The sequence below is a fragment of the Pauljensenia sp. UMB9872 genome (assembly GCF_030212665.1).
In the GTDB taxonomy this organism is placed as follows: domain Bacteria; phylum Actinomycetota; class Actinomycetes; order Actinomycetales; family Actinomycetaceae; genus Pauljensenia; species Pauljensenia turicensis_B.
The window spans coordinates 57717-77270 of record NZ_JASOER010000012.1 but is presented as its reverse complement, the minus strand read 5'-3'; the positions used below and the strand labels follow the sequence as shown (position 1 = coordinate 77270).

Annotated in this window: 15 protein-coding genes; 12 read left to right on the top strand and 3 right to left on the bottom strand. The window is 56.3% G+C overall.

The genetic code is table 11. The features are described 5' to 3' along the window. The first annotated feature begins 389 nt into the window (after nt 1–389). From QP109_RS06170 to rsmI, 7 genes are all read left to right on the top strand, one after another. On the top strand, nt 390–590 hold the full coding sequence (locus QP109_RS06170) for an Rv0909 family putative TA system antitoxin (protein WP_101627684.1): 201 nt from the start codon (nt 390–392) through the stop codon (nt 588–590). Between the two features lie 262 nt (nt 591–852). After that, nucleotides 853–1410 carry an NADPH-dependent FMN reductase gene (locus tag QP109_RS06165; RefSeq protein WP_101627683.1) on the top strand — a complete coding sequence of 186 codons (558 nt, stop codon included), beginning with the start codon at nt 853–855 and terminating at the stop codon, nt 1408–1410. 173 nt (nt 1411–1583) lie between these two features. Beyond that, nucleotides 1584–2765, top strand: a complete 1182-nt coding sequence (locus QP109_RS06160) for a metal ABC transporter substrate-binding protein (protein ID WP_285023998.1) — start codon at nt 1584–1586, stop codon at nt 2763–2765. A gap of 9 nt (nt 2766–2774) precedes the next feature. Next, a complete protein-coding gene (locus QP109_RS06155; RefSeq protein ID WP_285023997.1) occupies nt 2775–3536 on the top strand; it encodes a metal ABC transporter ATP-binding protein in 762 nt (253 codons plus the stop codon). After that, the gene (locus QP109_RS06150; protein ID WP_285023996.1) at nt 3533–4459 is read left to right on the top strand and encodes a metal ABC transporter permease; all 927 of its coding nucleotides are present in this window, start codon (nt 3533–3535) and stop codon (nt 4457–4459) included. Before QP109_RS06155 ends, QP109_RS06150 begins: the two co-directional genes overlap by 4 nt. Further along, nucleotides 4456–5295: a metal ABC transporter permease gene (locus QP109_RS06145; RefSeq protein ID WP_285023995.1), complete on the top strand. Its 840-nt coding sequence runs from the start codon at nt 4456–4458 to the stop codon at nt 5293–5295. Before QP109_RS06150 ends, QP109_RS06145 begins: the two co-directional genes overlap by 4 nt. Before the next feature lie 118 nt (nt 5296–5413). Then, the gene (gene rsmI / locus QP109_RS06140; protein WP_285023994.1) at nt 5414–6271 is read left to right on the top strand and encodes a 16S rRNA (cytidine(1402)-2'-O)-methyltransferase; all 858 of its coding nucleotides are present in this window, start codon (nt 5414–5416) and stop codon (nt 6269–6271) included. Between the two features lie 86 nt (nt 6272–6357). On the opposite strand, the gene QP109_RS06135 is transcribed toward rsmI, so the two are convergent. Next, nucleotides 6358–6933, bottom strand: a complete 576-nt coding sequence (locus QP109_RS06135; RefSeq protein ID WP_285023993.1) for an isochorismatase family protein — start codon at nt 6931–6933, stop codon at nt 6358–6360. A 349-nt stretch (nt 6934–7282) separates the two neighbouring features. Here QP109_RS06135 and metG point away from each other — a divergent pair, with 349 nt between their 5' ends. After that, entirely contained in the window at nt 7283–9124 is a 1842-nt protein-coding gene (metG, locus tag QP109_RS06130) for a methionine--tRNA ligase (protein WP_285023992.1), read from the top strand. 484 nt (nt 9125–9608) lie between these two features. Beyond that, complete coding sequence (locus tag QP109_RS06125; RefSeq protein ID WP_285023991.1) at nt 9609–13184, top strand: alpha-L-fucosidase; 3576 nt, start codon at nt 9609–9611, stop codon at nt 13182–13184. A gap of 272 nt (nt 13185–13456) precedes the next feature. On the opposite strand, the gene QP109_RS06120 is transcribed toward QP109_RS06125, so the two are convergent. Both QP109_RS06120 and QP109_RS06115 read right to left on the bottom strand, forming a co-directional pair. After that, on the bottom strand, nt 13457–13792 hold the full coding sequence (locus QP109_RS06120; RefSeq protein WP_101627675.1) for a hypothetical protein: 336 nt from the start codon (nt 13790–13792) through the stop codon (nt 13457–13459). Beyond that, nucleotides 13789–15735 carry a PspC domain-containing protein gene (locus QP109_RS06115; RefSeq protein ID WP_285023990.1) on the bottom strand — a complete coding sequence of 649 codons (1947 nt, stop codon included), beginning with the start codon at nt 15733–15735 and terminating at the stop codon, nt 13789–13791. Before QP109_RS06115 ends, QP109_RS06120 begins: the two co-directional genes overlap by 4 nt. A 247-nt stretch (nt 15736–15982) precedes the next feature. Between QP109_RS06115 and QP109_RS06110 the strand changes: the two genes are divergently transcribed. From QP109_RS06110 to QP109_RS06100, 3 genes are all read left to right on the top strand, one after another. After that, nucleotides 15983–17143 (top strand): ATP-binding protein, encoded by a 1161-nt coding sequence (locus QP109_RS06110; RefSeq protein WP_285024001.1) that lies wholly within the window; start codon nt 15983–15985, stop codon nt 17141–17143. Nucleotides 17144–17213: 70 nt separating this feature from the next. Next, a complete protein-coding gene (locus tag QP109_RS06105; protein ID WP_195225615.1) occupies nt 17214–17864 on the top strand; it encodes a LuxR C-terminal-related transcriptional regulator in 651 nt (216 codons plus the stop codon). Nucleotides 17865–18038: 174 nt separating this feature from the next. Next, nucleotides 18039–19529 carry a DUF1846 domain-containing protein gene (locus tag QP109_RS06100; RefSeq protein WP_285023989.1) on the top strand — a complete coding sequence of 497 codons (1491 nt, stop codon included), beginning with the start codon at nt 18039–18041 and terminating at the stop codon, nt 19527–19529. The last annotated feature ends 25 nt before the right edge of the window (nt 19530–19554 follow it).

Genomic DNA, 19554 nt, shown 5'->3' with positions numbered 1-19554 from the left:
AGCTAAGCCCACAAACGCCAATGGTACTGCACCCGACAGAGTGTGGGAGAGTAGGACACCGCCGCAATTCAACTCAAGTAAACCCCCTTGGAGCACCACTCCAAGGGGTTTACTGCTATGCGCAAAACGCGAAAACGGTTGACAACACCGCTCTTTCAACATGCTCACCCACGGGCACTTCCCTAGGTACTCAGTGACGTGCGTGCCCATCTGAGAGCACTGTTGATGCTCCTCTTCTGCAATCGAGCTCGCGCCACAGTGGTGTGTTATCCTCTAGCATCTCTCGTATTGTGGCTCGCTGTCAGCAGTGAATCCTCGTTATATAGTGCGTAACCTTCAAGGCTCCCATAGACTGAACATAACATCGTTCTCAATGTAAGGAGAAAACCATGAACCTCGACGATCTCAAGGGCAAGGCCGAAGAACTCAAAGACCAGGCCACCGACGCTGCCAAGGGCATGATGAGCGAAGAAAACACCGACGGCCTCCTGGATAAGGTTGCAGACGCGGCCAAGAAGGCTACCGGTGGCAAGTTCGATGACAAGATCGACGCAGCTCGCGATGCTGCTGATGACAAGATCGGCGAATGATCCAACGTTAGAGGTGGGCTAGAGGAGACTCTAGCCCACCTTTTATCTATGACCGTCCCTTGGATGTTGGCTCACTCAATGCGTACGTTCGTTGGTCTTGGCTGCCGCATCTGCCCATCTGTCATTAATTCGTAGGCGCATTGAATCAATTAGGGCTCCAGGGGGTTCTTGCTGTGTCTGAACGTACATCAACTAACGTCGATTGAAGAGTGAAATAAATATATAGTAGTTGAGAATTCAAGCAGAATTTAAGGAGTTTATCATGACCCGTCTTGGCGTTATTCTTGGCACCGTCCGTCCGAACCGCGTTGGTGCATCTGTTGCTCAGTGGGTTGCCGACAAAGCAAACGCTGTTGAAGGTGTCGAAGCTGAGGTTATTGACATTGCTTCCTTCAGTCTGCCCCTTTTTGCTGAGCCGATGCCGCCCGCAATGGCCGTCCCGCGGGATCCTGCCGGCGCAAAGTTTAATGAAACCGTTTCGTCTTACGATGCGCTTATCTTTGTTTCGCCGGAGTATAACCACTCAATTCCTGGCGCTCTGAAGAACGCTATTGACTTCCTTGAGCCCAAGGCTCTCGCGAATAAGGGTGTCGGCTTCGTCGGCTACTCCTTCAGCGGTGGCGTCCGTCAGGTTGAACACCTGCGCCAGATTCTGGCGAACTTCGAAGCTGCGATGGTCGCTCAGCAGGTTTCGCTTTCGCTCATTACCGACTTTGAAAACAAGTCGGAATTCAAGCCGGGCGCACACCATGACAACGAGGTTCAGGGCATGGTTGCGGCAATGGTCGCGCGCACTGACGCTCTCGCGCCTCTTCGCTGACAAATAGTTCTCTGTTGTGTGTGTGTGGGGGCGAATGCCCCACCCCCCACATGGTTTTCCGTAATAAAGCACAATAGGATGACCTAACTATATTTAGGGTGTTGCAATTTGTAGGCATTCTCATGTATAGTTTCGGGTGCCCGAAACTATACATGAAAATGGAGTCTTAATCAATGCATCGCTCAAATACCCGTATTTTCCAAGGAGTGGCACTTACCAGTGTGCTCGGTCTGGCTCTTGCCGGTTGCGCCAACCACGACGCATCCAACGCCAGCGCGAATAGCGGAACGGAGCATGGAACAGTCGGCATCGTTGCCACCACAACCCAAATCTGTGACTACGTCACGCAGATCGCTGCCGGCGCGCCAGCGACGGCAGGCCTCGTCCTCGAGAAAACAGGCGCAGACGGACAAAAGACCACAATTGGTAGTGAAGATGCCAACAACCAAACGCGACTCGAACTCACTTGCCTTCTTGCCCCCAACGCATCAGCTCACGAACATGAGCTCACTCCCTCGCAAGCGACAGCACTTGCCAAAGCTGACGTGCTCCTTGTATCCGGAGTTGACCTCGAGCATTTCCTCGATCGTGCGATTGAGGCATCCGGCTTCAAAGGAACGATGGGCGTCACCAGTGGCATTCTGACCAGCAAAGAAGTAACCGACCCGCAAGCCATCACCGCAGACGATTCGTTGCCCTACACGGTCGAACGAGGTACCCAAAAGGTCGAGGTGCGCAAGTGGCCCTTCCCACCAGCAGAAGGCGAAACGGAACCTGAATTTATCTACGACCCCCACGTGTGGACAAGCCCCAAGAACGCAGCTGTTCAAGTTGCCAACATTGGTGAATTCCTCAAAGAAGTAGCCCCCGACTCCGCCGCAGGAATTGAAGAAAGTGTCAGCGTCTACGCCGACAAACTGCGCAACCTTGACCAGTGGGTCCAAGACTCGATCAATAGCGTTCCGGCAGACTCGCGCATTCTCTTCTCGTCACATGACGCGTTCGGCTACTTCTCCAAAGACTACGGGATCGACTTCATCGGCGCGGCCCTATCTGACTTCAATGAACAGCAGGACGCGACCGCTGAGCACATTCAGGAAGCTGCCCAAACCGTCATTGACTCTGGAGCAAAAGCGCTCTTCGCTGAAAACTCGAACAATTCAAAGTCAATCGAGAAGATCGCTGAACTAGCCGGTGTGAAAGCCGTCATTGGCGACGACGCCCTATACGGCGATTCCTTGGGCCCTGCAGGATCCCCCGGAGAAACCTACATCGGCTCAATCATCCACAACGTCACGACCATCGTCACTGCTTGGGATGGCACGCTGGCCGAGCTTCCAGAGAACTTGAAGTAGGCAATACCCGTGACCACGAACGGCATCACCTTTCAGGGCGCTGGAGTTGGCTACGGGACGCGCGTCGTCCTCACCGGGGTTCAAGGGCGCATGAACCCCGGTGAGGCGCTCGCCCTAGTCGGCCCAAACGGCTCCGGAAAAACGACGCTACTCAAAGCCCTAGCCCGAAGCGTTCCTATTCTCGAAGGACACATTGACGGCATTCCCGACAGCATCGGATACGTCCCTCAATCGGCTGACCTCGACCTGACATTCCCCATCACTGTTGAACAAGTCGTCATGATGGGTCTCTACAAACAGATCGGACTTGCCCGTTTCCCCAGGAAAGCCCACCGAGAAAAAGTCGCCAGCACTCTGACAAATGTTGGTCTTCAAAGCCGAGCCAAGGACCGTTTCGGTGAACTATCAGGCGGGCAACGCCAGCGTGTACTCGTAGCGCGCGCACTTATCGCCCAACCGAAACTGATTCTGCTGGACGAACCCTTCAACGGTTTGGACCAGCCCAATCGTGATGCCCTACTCGGAATCATTCGACGCGCAAAAAATGATGGGACAAGCGTCGTCGTTTCAACACACGATCTCTCATTAGCCTATGACGTCTGCGACCAAGCAATCCTTGTCGCTGGGCGCCAGATCGCCTTCGGTCCCGTCCGCGAAGTCCTCACCCCAAAGCTCATGAAACAGGCATACGGATCCGAAAGCCTTGAAACTGAGGCGTGTGAACTTGCGACCTGTGACGACTCTCACAAGCAGCGCGGAGAAGTCGCATGAACACGCTGTCCGATGGTGTTGCAACGCTTGTTGAACACCTGCGAGCGCTCTCCGAATCAATCGTGGGGCTCAGGGGTCTTGCAGCCTATCCCTTCCTATTCCGGCCCTTTATATTTCTTGTCCTTCTATCAATTGTGGCCGGCCTCGTCGGTACGCTAGTGAACCTACGAAAAGCCGAATTTAACGCTGAAGTCATGGTGCACTCAGTGTTCCCCGGAATCGTCGTCGGGTTCATCGTTGGCGGGAGCGACGCCATCATTATTGGTGCCGGATGTGCTGGTATCGCAGTTGTCATTGCACTAGTGGTAAGCCAGTCTTCCAGGCGAGAAAGCGACAACGAATCAGCGCATGAAGGTGCAACAGCGGTCATTCTGACTGCCTTCTTCGCACTCGGCATGACGATTTCCCTCAAAGTCGGTGATATGTCAGGACAACTGGAAGCCCTCATGTTCGGGCGCTTGTTGGAAACGACCGACTCTGGGCTTGCTCAGTCGCTGGTCGTCTTTATCCTGACAGGAATCATGCTTGCGCTAACGTGGAAGGAACACCTCTACGTTGCGTTTGACCGGCAGGGAGCGCTGGCATCACGCATCAACGTCAGAGGCATCGATTACGCGCTGAACGCGTGTATTGCCGCGGTCGTTGTCGCAGCATCGTCGGCAATCGGCGTGCTTCTTGTCATCGCGTTCTTGATCGTTCCAGGGGCGACAGGGCGTCTGCTTGGGCGAACAGTACGACAAGCGAGCATTATTGGAGTGAGCGTGAGCCTTCTTGCCAGCTGGCTAGGCATGCAACTTCTCCTGACCCCCAGCCCGCGCCCCATCTCTCCGCAAGCGGGTGTCGTCCTTGTCCTTGTTGCACTGTTCTTCATCGCTGTCGGTATCGCTGCGATCGGGAAACGAAGGGGAAAGGTGCGCTGTTGATTTCTCATCTGGATGTTCTTCTCCTTCCTTTTATGGAGCTCGTTGCCGTGTGTTTACTCGCCGGGCTGGTCGGCGCTTTCGCCTTCCTTGACCGGAAAATCTTCTTTGCCGAGTCAGTCACGCACGGAACATTCCCAGGAGGCATTCTGGGCGTAGTCATCGCCGCCACGCTTGGGGCGAGTCATGAGCAGATGTCGCTTGCCCTGTTTGTTGGCGCCTTCCTTTTCTGTCTTCCCCTGGGTGGGCTGATGCGGTTCATCGGTGGAATTCCGGGGATCTCATCGCAGGCAAGCGCCGGCATTGTGCTGACCTTTGGGTTCGCGATGGGCTACTTCCTGTACCGCTGGTTTTCGCCGTTGCCGATTCAAATCCAGTCGTTTCTGACCGGCTCGATTCTGACGGTTAACTCCTGGGATGTTGCGTCGGCCGGCGCGGGTCTAGTGGTGGTGCTCATCATCGTTGCCGTGTGGGGGAAAGACCTGGTCTTTAAGAGCTACGACCCCATTGATTCATTGACGCGCGGGATGAACACGCGTCTTCTTGAGAGCCTGAGTATCGCAATGGTCATCGGTGCAATCGTCCTGTTGATTCCTGCTGTCGGCACTGTATTGTCGATTGCGCTTTTCGCTGCTCCCGCGGCGGGACTTGCCCCGCTGGTGAAGTCATGGCCACACTTCATGGTTGCCGCTCCGCTCGCGGGGCTGGGAATCGGAGTAATCGGTTTCGCGTGCGGTGTGGCGTTCAACCTTTCGGTTGGTGGCATGATCGCGATTTTCGCCGGCATCTTCTTCGCCGCTACTCGTCTGATCGTGTGGGCTCGTTGCGCGCAAGGATGACGAGGCCGGGCGGTCGGTTGCGGTTCGCCCGAACGCGAGCCATGTGGGTTTCGTGAATTCAACGGACGAGGCCGGGCATGGCTTGTACTGCCTCCCAGCTCGATGAGACGATGAGATCGTGCCAGAACAACGTGAACCTGTACAACGCCCTGCGTCCATCCTGCTTGCAGCAACCCCGATCGGTGATGTGGACGACGCTTCACCCCGGTTTATTAGGGCCCTGCAAGAAGCTGAGGTTGTCGCAGCGGAAGACACCCGGCGTATGCTCGCTCTGGCTAGCCGTTTGAACGTTCGAGTAAACGGTAAAGTTCTCAGCTTGCACGATCACAATGAAGGCGACCGGGCAGAGGGCCTCGTCGACCTTGCCGAAGGAGGAGCGCGGGTCCTGCTGGTCTCTGACGCCGGAATGCCAACCGTTTCAGACCCCGGGTTCCGCGTGGTGCGAGCAGCGGTCGAACGTGGTGTTCACGTCTCTGCATTGCCTGGTCCGTCAGCCCCTGTTACTGCGCTTGCTGTTTCAGGCCTGCCTTCTGACCGGTTCAGCTTCGAGGGCTTCCTGCCCCGTAAAGACGGTGAAGCAATCGCCTACCTCGAAGCGCTTGCAGACGACCCGCACACACTCATTTTCTTTGAATCAGCCAAACGCGTTCACACCACCCTGCAACGTATGGCCAACGCTTTCGGTGGGGAGCGCCAAGCAGTCGTGTGTCGAGAACTGACAAAGAAATATGAAGAAGTTTTACGAGGCTCCTTATCGGACCTGATTACCCAGACAGAGGGGGAAGTGCTCGGCGAAATCACGATTGTTATCGCCGGTTTCAAAGGTAAGAAGAGCGCTGAAGACCATGTGAAAACAGTGCTTGAGTTAGCTTCGGAAGGAATGCGACTCAAAGACGCGGCAGCCGAAGTCGCTTCAGCAACAGGCTTGCGGAAAAACGAACTCTATAAAGCTGCTCTCGCTTACAAAGAACACTGATATGTGAGCAGATGACCTGAAATGGGGGGGCGGTGCTACGTGCCAGTAGCACCGCCCCCGCGTCTTGACAGGGACCCAGGCCCCTCTTAGCCAATCTCGCTTGAAGGAACCTCCAGGATCCCAGCGTCTGCCAACTTTTTTGACGCAACAGCCCCAGTTTCCGGTGATACCGGCTCCGTCAGATCGGAGAGCACTCGCACGGTAAAACCGGCCTTCTTCGCATCCAACGCGGTGTCGCACACGCAATGAGACTGCGCCAAACCGATGACATCAACCTCACTCACTCCGGCCCCATCCAGTAAATCGCCGAGCAAAGTCCCGGCCTCGTCCACCCCTTCGAACCCAGAGTAGGCAGCCGCAAACTGGCCCTTCTTCACGTGTGCGTCAACGTCGAGGTCCCAAATGGCAGGATGCAACTCAGCTTCGGCACTACCGGCCACGCCATGCGGTGGCCACGTGTCCACATAATCCGGGGTCGCAGAGAAATGAGCCCCCGGATCAATATGCCAATCCTGCGTCGTTGCAATAAAGTCGTACGCTTGGCGATGAGCATCCACATACGTGCGGATACGCTCCGCACACGCATTTCCTCCTTCAACGGGTAGAGCCCCGCCTTCACAGAAAGTGGGCTGGACATCGACGATGATGAGTGCGCGTTTCATCTGAGCTCCTCTTACGTAGGTTGCCATCAACTCTACTGCGCTTGTTCACCGTTTCGACTGCGCTTGTTCACCGTTTTGGTCGCGCTTGTTCAAGCTTTTTCGTCAAACGCTTGTGGAAACAAGAAGCCCGCAGCCCCGTGATTAAGCCCTTTGATCGCGCTTGTTGAAGAAATACATCAGTGAATTCGGGTCATCTGTGCCCACTGACATGGTGAACAAGCGCGGTGGTGGGGAGGGTGGTTTGGTGAACAAGCGCGGTGGTGGGGAGGGTGGTTTGGTGAACAAGCGCGGTGGGGGAACGGGGAGACGCGAGTTCGGAATATACCCGACGGGGCACTATCCTTAAACCATGAGCCGTATTTTGTCTGCAGTAGCTTGGCCTTACGCCAACGGTCCCCGCCACATTGGACACGTTGCCGGATTCGGCGTGCCCTCCGACGTCTTTTCGCGATACATGCGAATGGCAGGACACGACGTATTGATGGTGTCCGGAACCGACGAACACGGTACTCCGATCCTCGTCGCAGCAGACGGCGAAGGCGTGACCGCTCGCGAACTTGCCGACCGCAACAACCGACTCATTGTCGAAGACCTCGTCGCGCTTGGCCTGTCCTACGACCTCTTCACTCGCACGACCGCCGGCAACCACTACGCAGTCGTCCAAGAAATGTTCCGCACTGTCCGCGACAACGGATACATGATCGAACAGGTCACTCGCGCAGCAATTTCGCCCTCAACCGGACGCACGTTGCCCGACCGCTACATCGAAGGCACCTGCCCGATCTGTGGCACTGAAGGCGCCCGTGGCGACCAATGTGACGCCTGCGGTAACCAGCTGGATCCCACCGACCTGATTGATCCGCACTCGCGCATCAACGGCGAGACCCCCAAGTTCGTTGAATCCACCCACTACTTCCTCGACCTACCTGCACTCGCCGAAGCCCTGTCCGCATGGCTCGACGACCGCGAACAGTCCGGTACCTGGCGTCCGAACGTCATCAAGTTCTCCAAGAACTTCCTCGAAGACATCCGCCCGCGTGCCATGACGCGCGACATCGACTGGGGCATCCCAGTTCCCGGGTGGGAAGACCAGCCGACCAAGCGCCTCTACGTCTGGTTCGACGCCGTCATCGGCTACCTCTCAGCATCAATCGAGTGGGCACGTCGCACCGGCGACCCCGAAGCGTGGCGTCAGTGGTGGAATGATCCCGAGGCCCTGTCCTACTACTTCATGGGCAAGGACAACATCGTCTTCCACTCCCAGATTTGGCCTGCCGAAATGCTCGGCTACAACGGTCAGGGCACCAAGGGTGGAAAGCCCGGAACGCTCGGCGTCCTCAACATGCCGACCGAGGTTGTGTCCAGCGAATTCCTCACCATGGAAGGCAAGAAATTCTCTTCCTCCCACGGCATCGTCATCTACGTCCGTGACTTCCTGGCTCGCTACCAGGCAGATGCCCTGCGTTACTTCATCAGCGCAGCAGGCCCGGAAACCTCCGACTCCGACTTCACATGGGCAGAATTCGTGCGCCGCACCAACGGCGAACTCGTCGCCGGCTGGGGCAACCTAGTCAACCGAACGGCATCGATGATCGCCAAGAAGTTCGGCGAAATTCCTGCTCCCGGTGAGCTTGAAGATATCGACCGTGCGCTATTGGACGAAATCAACAAGGGCTTCGAAACCGTCGGTGACCTGATCCGTCACCACCGTCAGAAGGCCGCACTCTCTGAAGCGATGCGACTGGTCGGCGAAGCCAACAAGTACGTCACCGACACCGAGCCCTTCAAGCTCAAGGCACCCGAACAGCGTGAACGCCTTGCAACGGTTCTACATACCCTCGCCCAAGCTGTCGCTGATCTTAACCTGATGCTCTCGCCGTTCCTTCCTCACGCAGCGAACGACATTGACCGCGTCATGGGTGGCACGGGCAACATCGCTCCGATGCCACGCATCGAAGAAGTCGAAGAACTCGACCCGCAGGTTCTGCCCGAAGCATTCGACGGTCGCAACGGATACCCGATTATTACGGGTGACTACACCTCAGCTCCAACGTGGGAACGCCACCTCATCACGGTGGGCACGCCGATCGCGAAGCCGACGCCCGTCTTCACCAAGCTCGACGAAGCCATCGTCGAAGAAGAACTCGCACGCTACGCGGATTCAACTCCCGATGATGTGACCGGAGCCTGAGCCTTTGTAAGCTCAACTCAATCAACACCGCGAAAGGTGGGAAGCTCGTCCGCTTCCCACCTTTCGTCTGCCTATGGCAAGGCACGCCTTCTTCACTTACCCACCCGGCTTATACAGCCCGCGCCGTGAACAAGCGCGGTGGTTTTTGGGGAGCGCGGCCTCGGCAATAGGAAAAGGCATAAGGATATTTTTAGTTTTCCTAGAAACTACTTTACCTAGGACCTTTTGGACTAAGGATTAATCGCGCCGTCGAAAAACTATCGAGTTTTAATACTTCGATCATCAAATGAAAGAAATCGCTTCTATTTAGGCATTACTATTGCCTAATGGGAAACCTCAACGAAGAGGAAAAGACAACGATGTCTGTCCCATCAACACACTCGAAAGGAGAACCGCCGTATGTTACGACGACGGATCGTGAGTAGCTTGGCTGCTACCGCGTTGCTCATAGGGGGGGGGCGCACTGTCGCCAGCATTTGCCTCGGTGCAAACATCGCAGGAAAACGTTGGAGATATCCTTGGTGCGCCCGCAGCCGTGGAAAAGTCCACGAATGAACGCATCGCTGCATGGCAGAAACTGCAATTTGGTCTCTTCATGCACTGGGGTGTCTACTCAATGTTCGGAGGAAGCTACAAGGGACAAGTTCAGTCCATCGGCTACCCAGAACAAATCAAGGCTTGGATGAACATTCCTCGTGAGGAATACCTCAAAGAAGCCAAGAAGATGACCGCAGACAAATGGGATGCTGCGAAGATCTGCCAGACCGCAAAGAACGCCGGCATGAAGTACGTCATGGTGACTTCGAAGCACCATGACGGTTTTGCCATGTGGGACACCAAGACGACCGACTACAACGTCGTCAAGCAGACAGCATTCGGGAAAGACCCGATGAAACAGCTCGCTGACGAATGCGGCAAGATCGACATGAAGCTCGCCTTCTACTTCTCCATCATCGACTGGGAGAAGCATGATCCCGAGCCCTACTCCAACCTCAACCCCATCACTGAAGAACACCTTCAATACAACCTCGACCAGATCACCGAGCTACTCACCAACTACGGTCCAATCGCCGAGTTCTGGTTCGATATGGGTGGCCCGACCGCGGAACAATCTCAGAAGATGGCCGACAAGGTCCATGAACTGCAGCCGAACACAACGGTCGTGAACTCTCGCGTGTGGAACAACAAAGGTGACTTCAACGTTGGTGGCGACAACGCGGTCCACTCATCCTTCAGCATCGGTCCGTGGGAATCCATCCGATCCATCTTCCCCCAATGCTGGTCCTACTGTTCAGACCGCCGAGCAAATCGCGCAGCGGGTACAGCTAACAGAGTAATTAGCGAGACCATCTCGAACCTCGTCGGTGTCGTAGCCAACGGCGGAAACTTCGCCTTCAACGTCGGTCCGATGGGTGACGGTTCCTTCCCCGAATACGACGAATATGTTCTGAAGGAACTAGGAACATGGCACACTGACCACCCGCACGCCATCGACGGAGCAAGTGCAACATGGATCCCCGCACCGTCTAACGCTCTTCTGACAGTGAATGGTTCAGACCTGTACATCTTCCCGAACCAGTGGAAGTCCGGAGAATCAATCACCGTTCCTGGACTGGCAAACAAGGTCACCTCAGTCACGGTTGATGGCAAGGGAACCCCCGTTCAATTTGCTCGCAACGGCCTTGACCTGACAGTGACGATGTCCGGAGAATCTCCTGACAAGTACCGTCCTGTCATCAAGGTTGCCCTTGACGGTGAAGCACGCTACGTCCCCACTCAGACCGTGAACCTCGACCACGGAGGTGGCACCATCCCGAAGCGCGATATTGTCGAACGCACCGTTGGCACCTCGTACAAGACGGCCATCCTGGACGCCTACATCGTTGATCGCTCTGGCGAAAAGTACGGCGATGTCGAATTTGATCTCACCCAATCGTCGGGTTTCCAAGACGACGTTGAATACAACGTGAGCTTCAACGGCGTCACTCACCTGTTCAAAGGAATTGACCTGAAGACCCGTCCCATCTCCGGGTACACGATGAACCCGAATGAGGTCTCTCGCCTTCGCATCCAGCTGGCGAAACCGAGCTATTACACCGATCCTCTCAAGGTCAAGGTTGAATCGATCAAGGTGGCAGCATACAAGGATCACGCTACCTCGGTTGCTCCGACCTTCACGTCTCAACCGAGCGACGCACAGGTCGTCGAAGGTGAATCCGTCACTTTCGCTGCCGGCGCCTCGGGTCGCCCAGCTCCGACCTACCAGTGGTACCGCATTGGTGCCGACGGCGAGGACATACGGATTGAGGGTGCAACGAATTCCTCGTACACCTTCGTCACAACAAAGGATGACAATGAAGCAGATTTCTATGTCGTTGCCACCAACGAAGCTGGAACAGCCGAGTCTGACATCGCAACCCTGACGGTTCTCGATCCCTCGTTGAACCTGGCCCTCAAGAGGCCTGCACGCCAGTCTTCTGACAGCGGCTGGAACAGCCCAGCATCCCGAGCTGTCGACGGCAACACGGATGGAAAGTGGGATAACGGTTCGGTTAGCGAAACGGATACGCAGAATGATCCCTGGTGGGAGGTTGACCTTGAGCAAACAGTTCCGGTCGGACTGGTTAACATCTACAACCGTTCTGCTGACGATAAGTGCAACGGAGAACAGTCGTGTGCGGAGCGCCTGAAGGGCTTCTACGTTATTGCCTCGAAGGACAAGCTTGACGACAAGCTATCCAGCGAAGAAATTGAGAAGAAGGGTGAAGCAGGAGAACTCAAGTACTTCAAGGTCGAAGAGAAGGCTGGTTTCCCGACCGGCCTGAATTTCGATGGCTACCAGGCTCGCTACATTCGCGTGATGTTGCCAGCACGGTGGACGGAACTCAACCTTGCTGAGGTTGAGGTCTACAGGCAGAAGACTGCTCCCACCGCGGTTATTCGCGCAGTTGCTGACCCTGAAGAAGGCTTCAGCGTTTCGGGTGACCAGCTGAACGCTGTTCCCGGATCGATCCTGACATTCACTGCTGAAACAAGCGGCTTCCCCGCCCCTACGCTTCAGTGGCAGACTTCGGCTGATGGTCAGACATGGAACGATGTGGAAGGTCAGACTCAGCAGGGCTACTCGTTTGAGATCGGCGCGAACCACCACGGTTTGAAGGTGCGAGTTGCTGCAACGAACAGCGTCGAGACAGCGTACTCTGAGCCACTCACGATCAATATCGTCGAAAAGCCGGCCCTCACCCCGCTGTCCGCTAGCTTGAACGGCTCGGTTCTTGAACCGGCTGACGATGGCGCGTGGCAGAAAGTCACAGTGAACGAGGGCGAAACCGTCGTCCTGTCCACGACGGCTTCAGGTATGCCCGCTCCGACGATTGCGTGGCAATCACGTGAGGTCAGCGGTGATGAGGATTCGTGGACTCCAATCGAAGGAGAAACGACTGAAAAGCTGAGCCTGACGGCATCGAAGGAGGTCCAGTCGCATCTCTATCGTGCGGTTGCAACCAACTCGCAAGGTGAAGCAGTAACGGCTCCGCTTCGCGTTGTTCTACACCAGCAGGCTCCGACTCCGAACCCTGGTGGTGATCCTGGTCAGACGGATGTTCCGACTCTTGAGTTGGGTGCTGCTCAGGTGAAGGTTGGAGATACTCTGTCGATTCTTGTGAAGGGTCTGAAGAAGGGTGAGCGTATTGAGCTCACTGTTCACTCGGAGCCAGTTGTAATCCCTGAAGGCGATATCAAGTATGACGACGAGAAGGGGACTGCTCAGGCTGATTGGAAGGTTCCGGCTGGCTTTGAAGTTGGCGAGCACACTGTGAAGATGGTGAGCAAGGCGGGTGAGCGTGCCATTAAGTTCGAGGTTCTTCCTGCGGATGTTGTGCCTGTTCCGGATCAGTCGAATGCCGATAAGCCTGTTGGTGATTCTCAGTCTGTGAAGAAAGCCTCGGTGAAGAAGCTTTCTTCAACGGGTTCTGATGCGGTTTTGCTTGCAGAGCTTTCGGCTCTCTTCCTCGCTACTGGTGTGGCTGGGTTTGCTGCGCGTAGGCGTGTGCGTGACTGATCGTTGAGTGTCGGTCTGGCATAGATGAAGGTGCCTCGGGGTTGTTCCCGAGGCACCTTCTTTATGTTGTGCGCCCGATGGCGAACAAGCGAAGCCCCATGCTGAATAAGCGCGCTACCTTTCGCGTGAACAAGCACAGTAAAAACGCCGGTCACACACGGTTGCTTCTACGAAGACGGTGAACAAGCGCGGTTGTGTGCGATAGACGGTGAACAAGCGCGATGGTGAACAAGCGCGGTCAAAGATGCACTGCGCGCGACCGAAAAAGCGGGCTAACGATCTTTCGACTTGCCGACGAAGAACGCGGAAATGATCAGCACTAGGCCGAGCGCTGCAATCAGGCCGATGAAAACAAACGGCAACTGCACGATGTTCAAGAACGGCAGAATAATCAGGAAAACTCCGATGGCAATAACGATCAGCGCCCAGATGAGCTGCCCTACCCGAGGTTTCGTCGAAACTTCCACGACGGGTTCTGAAGCATTTGCTGTGGCGTCTGCTGCGGTCCAAACCTTAGCGGGTTGCTCCTCGGAGGTGGGCATGGTGGTTGTCTCGTCGGCTACGTTGAACTCGGTCGTTGCTTCGTCAGGCATATGAGGGGTGGTCATGCTGCGCTCCTTAGCGTTGAGTCAGCCGAGAGATCCCACGATACGGGGGAAACATCGGCTCCTGAAGTAGTGGAAGAAGTGGATGCGCCAGGCGTGCTAGCCCCGGACTGCGAGGAGGAAGAACCTGATTGTCCCCGATCAAGCGCTCCCGACTGGCCAGTCGAACCAGACTGGCCCTCGCCGGTTTCGGGCGTTGAAGAAGGAGCAGGAGCATTGTCGTACGAGTCTTCCTGGTAGTTGAAGCTCCACATCCATGAAGTGATGCGAACTGTGATCCCGTCAGCGTTGCTGAACGTCGGAGATTGAACCGATACCGGATTATCTGCGTCAACTGAACCGTTGCATCCACGCAGGGCATTCACCCACGTCCTGTTCTTTGACGGGTGAGTGTCATCGAAAGAATACTCGACCTCTTCAATTCCCATTTCGCAGATGATGCGGACCGGTTGATCGGTGCGCGCAAAAATCTCTAGGTCGGTCACGCTAGGGTCAATGATGATTTCTTTGGATGTTCCTGCGGGAGCCTGCGAGAGGTCAAGCAACGCCCTCCCTCTGGAAGAATAGACCGTCGATTCGGTCCAATCGCTTTCGGTCGAATAATCGAAGGAAGCAGAATGTGCGGTGTATTCGGAGTCCATTGCGATGCCGAACAAGACAGTCGGCAAGGACAAGAACGCCCCGATTATTGACAGTGCGACAAGCCAGTCTGCCTTCCTCCCACCCATCGCAGCGATCGCGAGGGCAAGCCCTGCGATGAGCATGCAGATGCCACCGCCGATCAGACCGATCTTCGTGCCGAAAATCAGCATCTCGGCGGAGCCATTGTCCATGTAGTAGTACATGAGTCCAAATGTCGTCGCCATTGCCAGAAGAATAAGACCGGTGACGACCAAGTTTGTCCGGCGTCCGACGCTACGGACAAACGGAGCCAGTGGTGGAATCCAGTTGTTCACTCTATTGTTCGTCGGCGTGTTGGGAGCCTGAAAGGGTGCCGAAGTCATAGGAGCATTCGGATATGCCGGCTGGTATGGTGTCCCGGCGTGGTTTTGATACGCGCCGTTTGGAGCCTGCGAAAAACCTCCGGTGTATGGGGGGGTTGCTGGCTGCGTGGGATTTGGGGACGAGGCCGCCCAAGCAGGAGTTGGCATCGTGCCCGGATGGGGGGCGGAGTATTTTGCGCCGGTCCCCGAAACGTTCATTGTGTCTGAATTGGGCTGACCGGCCTCGTTCATGGGGGGTGAAGCGAAAGCTGAAGAGGAGTGCCCAGACTGACTATTCGGATCCATGTTCATTGGCGGATTTCCTAGAAATGTCGGGGTTGCTGACTGGCGGTCGTGGCGGACCAGAATAACGGCGATGACGATGATCGCCACTAAGACAAGCAGTGTGCTGAGCGGGACGAGGGGTGATTCTTCGATCAGGACTGAGAACGGGAAAGCTGAGGTGCTTCCCATCAGGATGAACAGGATTGCGCCCGCCTGTCCTGATTCGAATCGACCATTTACGAGTTCTTGAGCGTGGATTCGTCCAGTCATCTGATCGGGAAGGAGACCCCACCCAAGACCGTAGGCTGCCAACAGTGGCGGGAAGATCAGCATTGCCACAATGCTGAGCCCGCGGACAAGCGCTAAGTCCCAACCGGTTCGGGCGGAGATCGCTGCGCACACGCCACCAATGGTCCTCACTGATGGGCGGTACCATCCGGAACGTCGGATGGAGGCGAAGAATCCGCCGCCTGTGTTGTATCCACCCTGGCCAGGTGGGAACGCTCCATTATTCGGAGTGAAACCTGGTCCACTGAAACCTGGCCCACCTGGGTATTGAGCGTTGCCGTTGAAAGCAGCATTCGACGCATTTGCGTCGTTCGGGTTGAAGCCGCCGCCGGAAGGGTAGCCCCCCCCGGTCGAGGCCTGGCCGTACGGGTGCGAAGAATTCATGTCCATGCTCAACAGTGTGGTCGCTTCGCTGAAACGACGACAGTGGGGATATCCCTTAACTGTCCCTGATTCAACCCCTCAAAGTCGCGGTCGCTGCTCGAAAGATGTGAAGATAGGTCGTGTGAATGAAGGCGAAAACAAAGGGTATATACCCGTTCAGCCCGGCATGGCCAATACTGTCGGTGGCTGGCGTCCTCCCATGCCTTCTACCTACCGTGCTCCGCTGAAACGTGCGCGCGAAATATCAGCAGATATGCCGAGCGCACGCATCGCTGGGGTTTGCTCCGGCCTATCTGTTCACCTCGGAGTGCCAGTCACGCTTATTCGCGTGCTGATGGTCCTTGCTGGACTCTTCGGTGGAACGGGCGTGATCCTTTACGTCTGGTTGTGGGCAATGGTCCCCGAAGACGATGGGCAACGTATCCGTGTTGTGGGCGCTCCGATTGGAGCCAACCTAGCAACGAAAAAACAGGGCAATCCGCACGATGCAAGTAGGGGACAGCTCCTGCTTGCTGGAGTGCTGATTCTGCTTGTGGCCCTCGTTGCAGCACTGTTTGCGTGGACGAATGTCGCCCGTCTGCTCGACGTAGCATCGGCAGGTTTGATCATCGCCGGCTTGGGACTGGTGTGGAGCCAAGGGGCACATATTCAGCAGTGGCGATCATCCAAATTTCTGGCAATCGTCGGCGCGGGAATCGGGCTCCTCTTCACTGGCGTGCTCTTCCTTGCCGGACGCGGAGACCCGACAATCATCTTGCTTCGCGGAGGCCTGATCGGTGCGGTCGTGGTCGCCGGCGTGCTGTTCGCGTTACTTCCACTTTGGTTACGCACGTCGAAAGACCTTTCAGTAAGCCGTGAACGAGAAGTTCGCGAGGCCGAGCGCGCCGACATCGCAGCGCACTTGCATGACTCGGTTCTTCAAACACTTACACTGATTCGTTCGGCCGCTTCCGACCCCGCTCGCGTGCGAGCACTAGCGCTTGCAGAAGAACGAGAGCTACGATCCTGGCTCTACACCGGTCGTACGCAGGCAAATGTGTCATTGTCGCAAGCAATCCGCGACACCGTCGAACAGGTGGAAAGCCGTCACGGTATCCCCGTTGATGTTGTTGCGGTCGGAGATACCGTCCCGGGTCCCGGTGAGCTAGCGATGATCGCCGCAATCGGAGAAGCTGTAACGAATGCCGTCAGGCACGGCGAACCTCCCGTCTCTGTATATGTTGAAGTTCGACCGCACGTTATCGAAGCGTTCATCAAAGACTCCGGTTCAGGATTTGATCTGGCTTCAATTTCGAGCGATCGGCACGGCGTTCGTGACTCAATCATCGGTCGTATGGAACGCGTAGGAGGAAAAGCCAGAATCCGAATGCTTCAGAGCGGAACAGAAGTGGAACTCAGCCTCCCAAGAGATTAGGTAGCCGTTCAATAACAAGAAACACTTATCCGCAACCACGCGGGTGAAGAAAAGCGAAGAGAATAGACTCATGACAATTCGACTCATCGTGATTGACGACCACGCAATGGTTCGCGCTGGTGTTCGCGCAGAACTTGAAAACTCCGGCGCAGACCTCGAAATCGTCGGCGAAGCAGCGGACGTTGATGGAGCGATCGCAGCATGCCATGAACTTCGCCCCGATGTCGCCCTGCTCGACGTTCACCTGCCCGGAGGTCACGGTGGCGGTGGAGCAGAGGTTTCCGCTCGATGCCAAGATATTGAAGGCCTACGCTTCCTAGCCCTCTCTGTCTCAGACGCGCCCGAAGATGTCGTTCAGGTCATCCGAAGTGGCGCTCGCGGGTATGTCACCAAGTCGATTTCTACCCCCGAACTCGTTGAAGCTATCTGTCGCATCGCTGCCGGAGACGCGGCGTTCAGCCCTCGCCTTGCCGGCTTCGTGCTCGACGCATTCGGCACTGGGCAGGTTGCCATCGGTGACGACGAACTCGATCTTCTCTCCGCTCGAGAACAGGAAGTCATGCGTCTGATTGCCCGCGGTTACACGTACAAGGAAGTAGCTTCCGAGCTCTTCATCTCCGTGAAAACAGTAGAAACACACGTATCGGCTGTGTTGCGCAAACTCCAGCTGTCGAACCGTCACGAACTGACCCGCTGGGCAATGCAACGTCACATCGTGTGAGGTCAGCCTCGTGAATAAAAATCGCGAAGCCGAAAGTCTGCTGTGAACCCGAACGCATTTCGACCCTGAGGCGCGAAAGGCGGCCGAAGAGGCGCCCCCTGAGCCGGCCGACGCGGTAATCTCCATTCGTTACGAATATTGCTTTGGCGTTCAGAGCTTTCAATAGGGGAGACCATGCACCGTATCGGATTTGACCGCGACACCTACCTGCGACTCCAGTCTCAGCACATCGCCCAAAGGCGCGCTGACTTCGGCGGAAAGCTCTACTTGGAGTTCGGTGGCAAACTCATCGACGATATGCACGCATCCCGCGTGTTGCCCGGCTTCACCCCGGACAACAAGGTCGTCATGCTGAAGGAACTTGCTGACGACGTCGAAATCATCGTCGCCGTGAATGCCAAAGACTTCCAGCGTCGTAAGGTGCGCGCGGACCTCGGCACCACCTACGACGACGAGGTCCTGCGCCACATCGACGAATTCCGCGACTACGGACTGTACGTCGGCTCGGTTGTTATTACTCAGTGGACTGACGATAATCGCGAAGCGCAGGCCGTGAAGCAGAAGTTCGAGCGCCTCGGTATTACCGTTTACCGCCACTTCCCGATCCCCGGCTATCCGAACGACGTTGCGCGCATCGTCTCGGACGAAGGCTACGGCGCAAATGAATACATCGAGACCACCCACGACCTGATCGTCGTCACCGCCCCCGGCCCAGGCTCCGGCAAGATGGCAACCTGCCTGTCCCAGCTCTACCACGACCACAAGCGTGGCATTCGCTCCGGCTACGCGAAGTGGGAGACGTTCCCGATCTGGAACCTGCCTCTGGACCACCCGGTCAACATCGCCTACGAGGCAGCAACCGCTGACCTCGACGACGTCAACATGATCGACCCCTTCCATCTGGAAGCCCACGGCGAAAAGACCGTTAACTACAACCGCGACGTTGAAATCTTCCCCGTGCTACAGCGCTTGTTCACGCAGATTCTGGGCGAATCCCCATATCAGAGCCCGACCGACATGGGTGTCAATATGGCGGGCAAGTCGATCTGCGACGACGACGCGTGCCGCGAAGCGTCCAAGCAGGAAGTGATCCGTCGCTACTACAAGGCGCTGGTGACCGAAAAGAAGGAACTGTCTGAGCCGGTTCAATCGGAACGCATCGCTCTGTTGATGTCAAAGCTGTCGATCACGCCCAGCAATCGCTCAGTTGTCCCGCCGACGCTTGCGCTCGCTAAATCAACTGGCGCTCCGGCTGCCGCGATTGAACTGGCTGACTCTCAGATCGTCACGGGTAAGACGTCGGCTCTGCTTGGCTGTTCATCGGCCATGTTGCTGAACGCTCTGAAGATCCTGGCGGGTATCGATTCTGAGGTGGACCTGCTGTCGCCCGACGCGATCACGCCGATCCAGACTCTGAAGACTCAGCACTTGGGTTCCGCGAACCCGCGTCTGCACACCGACGAGGTCCTGATCGCGCTGGCCGTCTCTGCTTCCACTGATGGCAACGCTCGGCGAGCTCTTGAATGCTTGGGCGAGCTGAAGGGGTGCGACGTTCATACTTCGACGATTCTCGGCTCAGTGGATGAAGGCATCTTCCGTTCGCTTGGCGTTCAGGTTACGAACGAGCCCGTCTACGCAACCAAGTCGCTGTATCGCAAGAAGTAGAACTGGTGGGGTCTAGCGGGCGCGG

What these genes read in the sequence shown, in the direction of transcription:
- QP109_RS06165 (WP_101627683.1), top strand. Translation starts at nt 853, where the DNA reads ATGACCCGTCTTGGCGTTATTCTTGGCACCGTCCGTCCGAACCGCGTT.
- QP109_RS06170 (WP_101627684.1), top strand. Translation starts at nt 390, where the DNA reads ATGAACCTCGACGATCTCAAGGGCAAGGCCGAAGAACTCAAAGACCAG.
- QP109_RS06110 (WP_285024001.1), top strand. Translation starts at nt 15,983, where the DNA reads ATGCCGAGCGCACGCATCGCTGGGGTTTGCTCCGGCCTATCTGTTCAC.
- QP109_RS06120 (WP_101627675.1), bottom strand. Translation starts at nt 13,792, where the DNA reads ATGACCACCCCTCATATGCCTGACGAAGCAACGACCGAGTTCAACGTA.
- QP109_RS06100 (WP_285023989.1), top strand. Translation starts at nt 18,039, where the DNA reads ATGCACCGTATCGGATTTGACCGCGACACCTACCTGCGACTCCAGTCT.
- metG (WP_285023992.1), top strand. Translation starts at nt 7,283, where the DNA reads ATGAGCCGTATTTTGTCTGCAGTAGCTTGGCCTTACGCCAACGGTCCC.
- QP109_RS06115 (WP_285023990.1), bottom strand. Translation starts at nt 15,735, where the DNA reads ATGGACATGAATTCTTCGCACCCGTACGGCCAGGCCTCGACCGGGGGG.
- QP109_RS06105 (WP_195225615.1), top strand. Translation starts at nt 17,214, where the DNA reads ATGACAATTCGACTCATCGTGATTGACGACCACGCAATGGTTCGCGCT.
- QP109_RS06150 (WP_285023996.1), top strand. Translation starts at nt 3,533, where the DNA reads ATGAACACGCTGTCCGATGGTGTTGCAACGCTTGTTGAACACCTGCGA.
- QP109_RS06160 (WP_285023998.1), top strand. Translation starts at nt 1,584, where the DNA reads ATGCATCGCTCAAATACCCGTATTTTCCAAGGAGTGGCACTTACCAGT.
- QP109_RS06135 (WP_285023993.1), bottom strand. Translation starts at nt 6,933, where the DNA reads ATGAAACGCGCACTCATCATCGTCGATGTCCAGCCCACTTTCTGTGAA.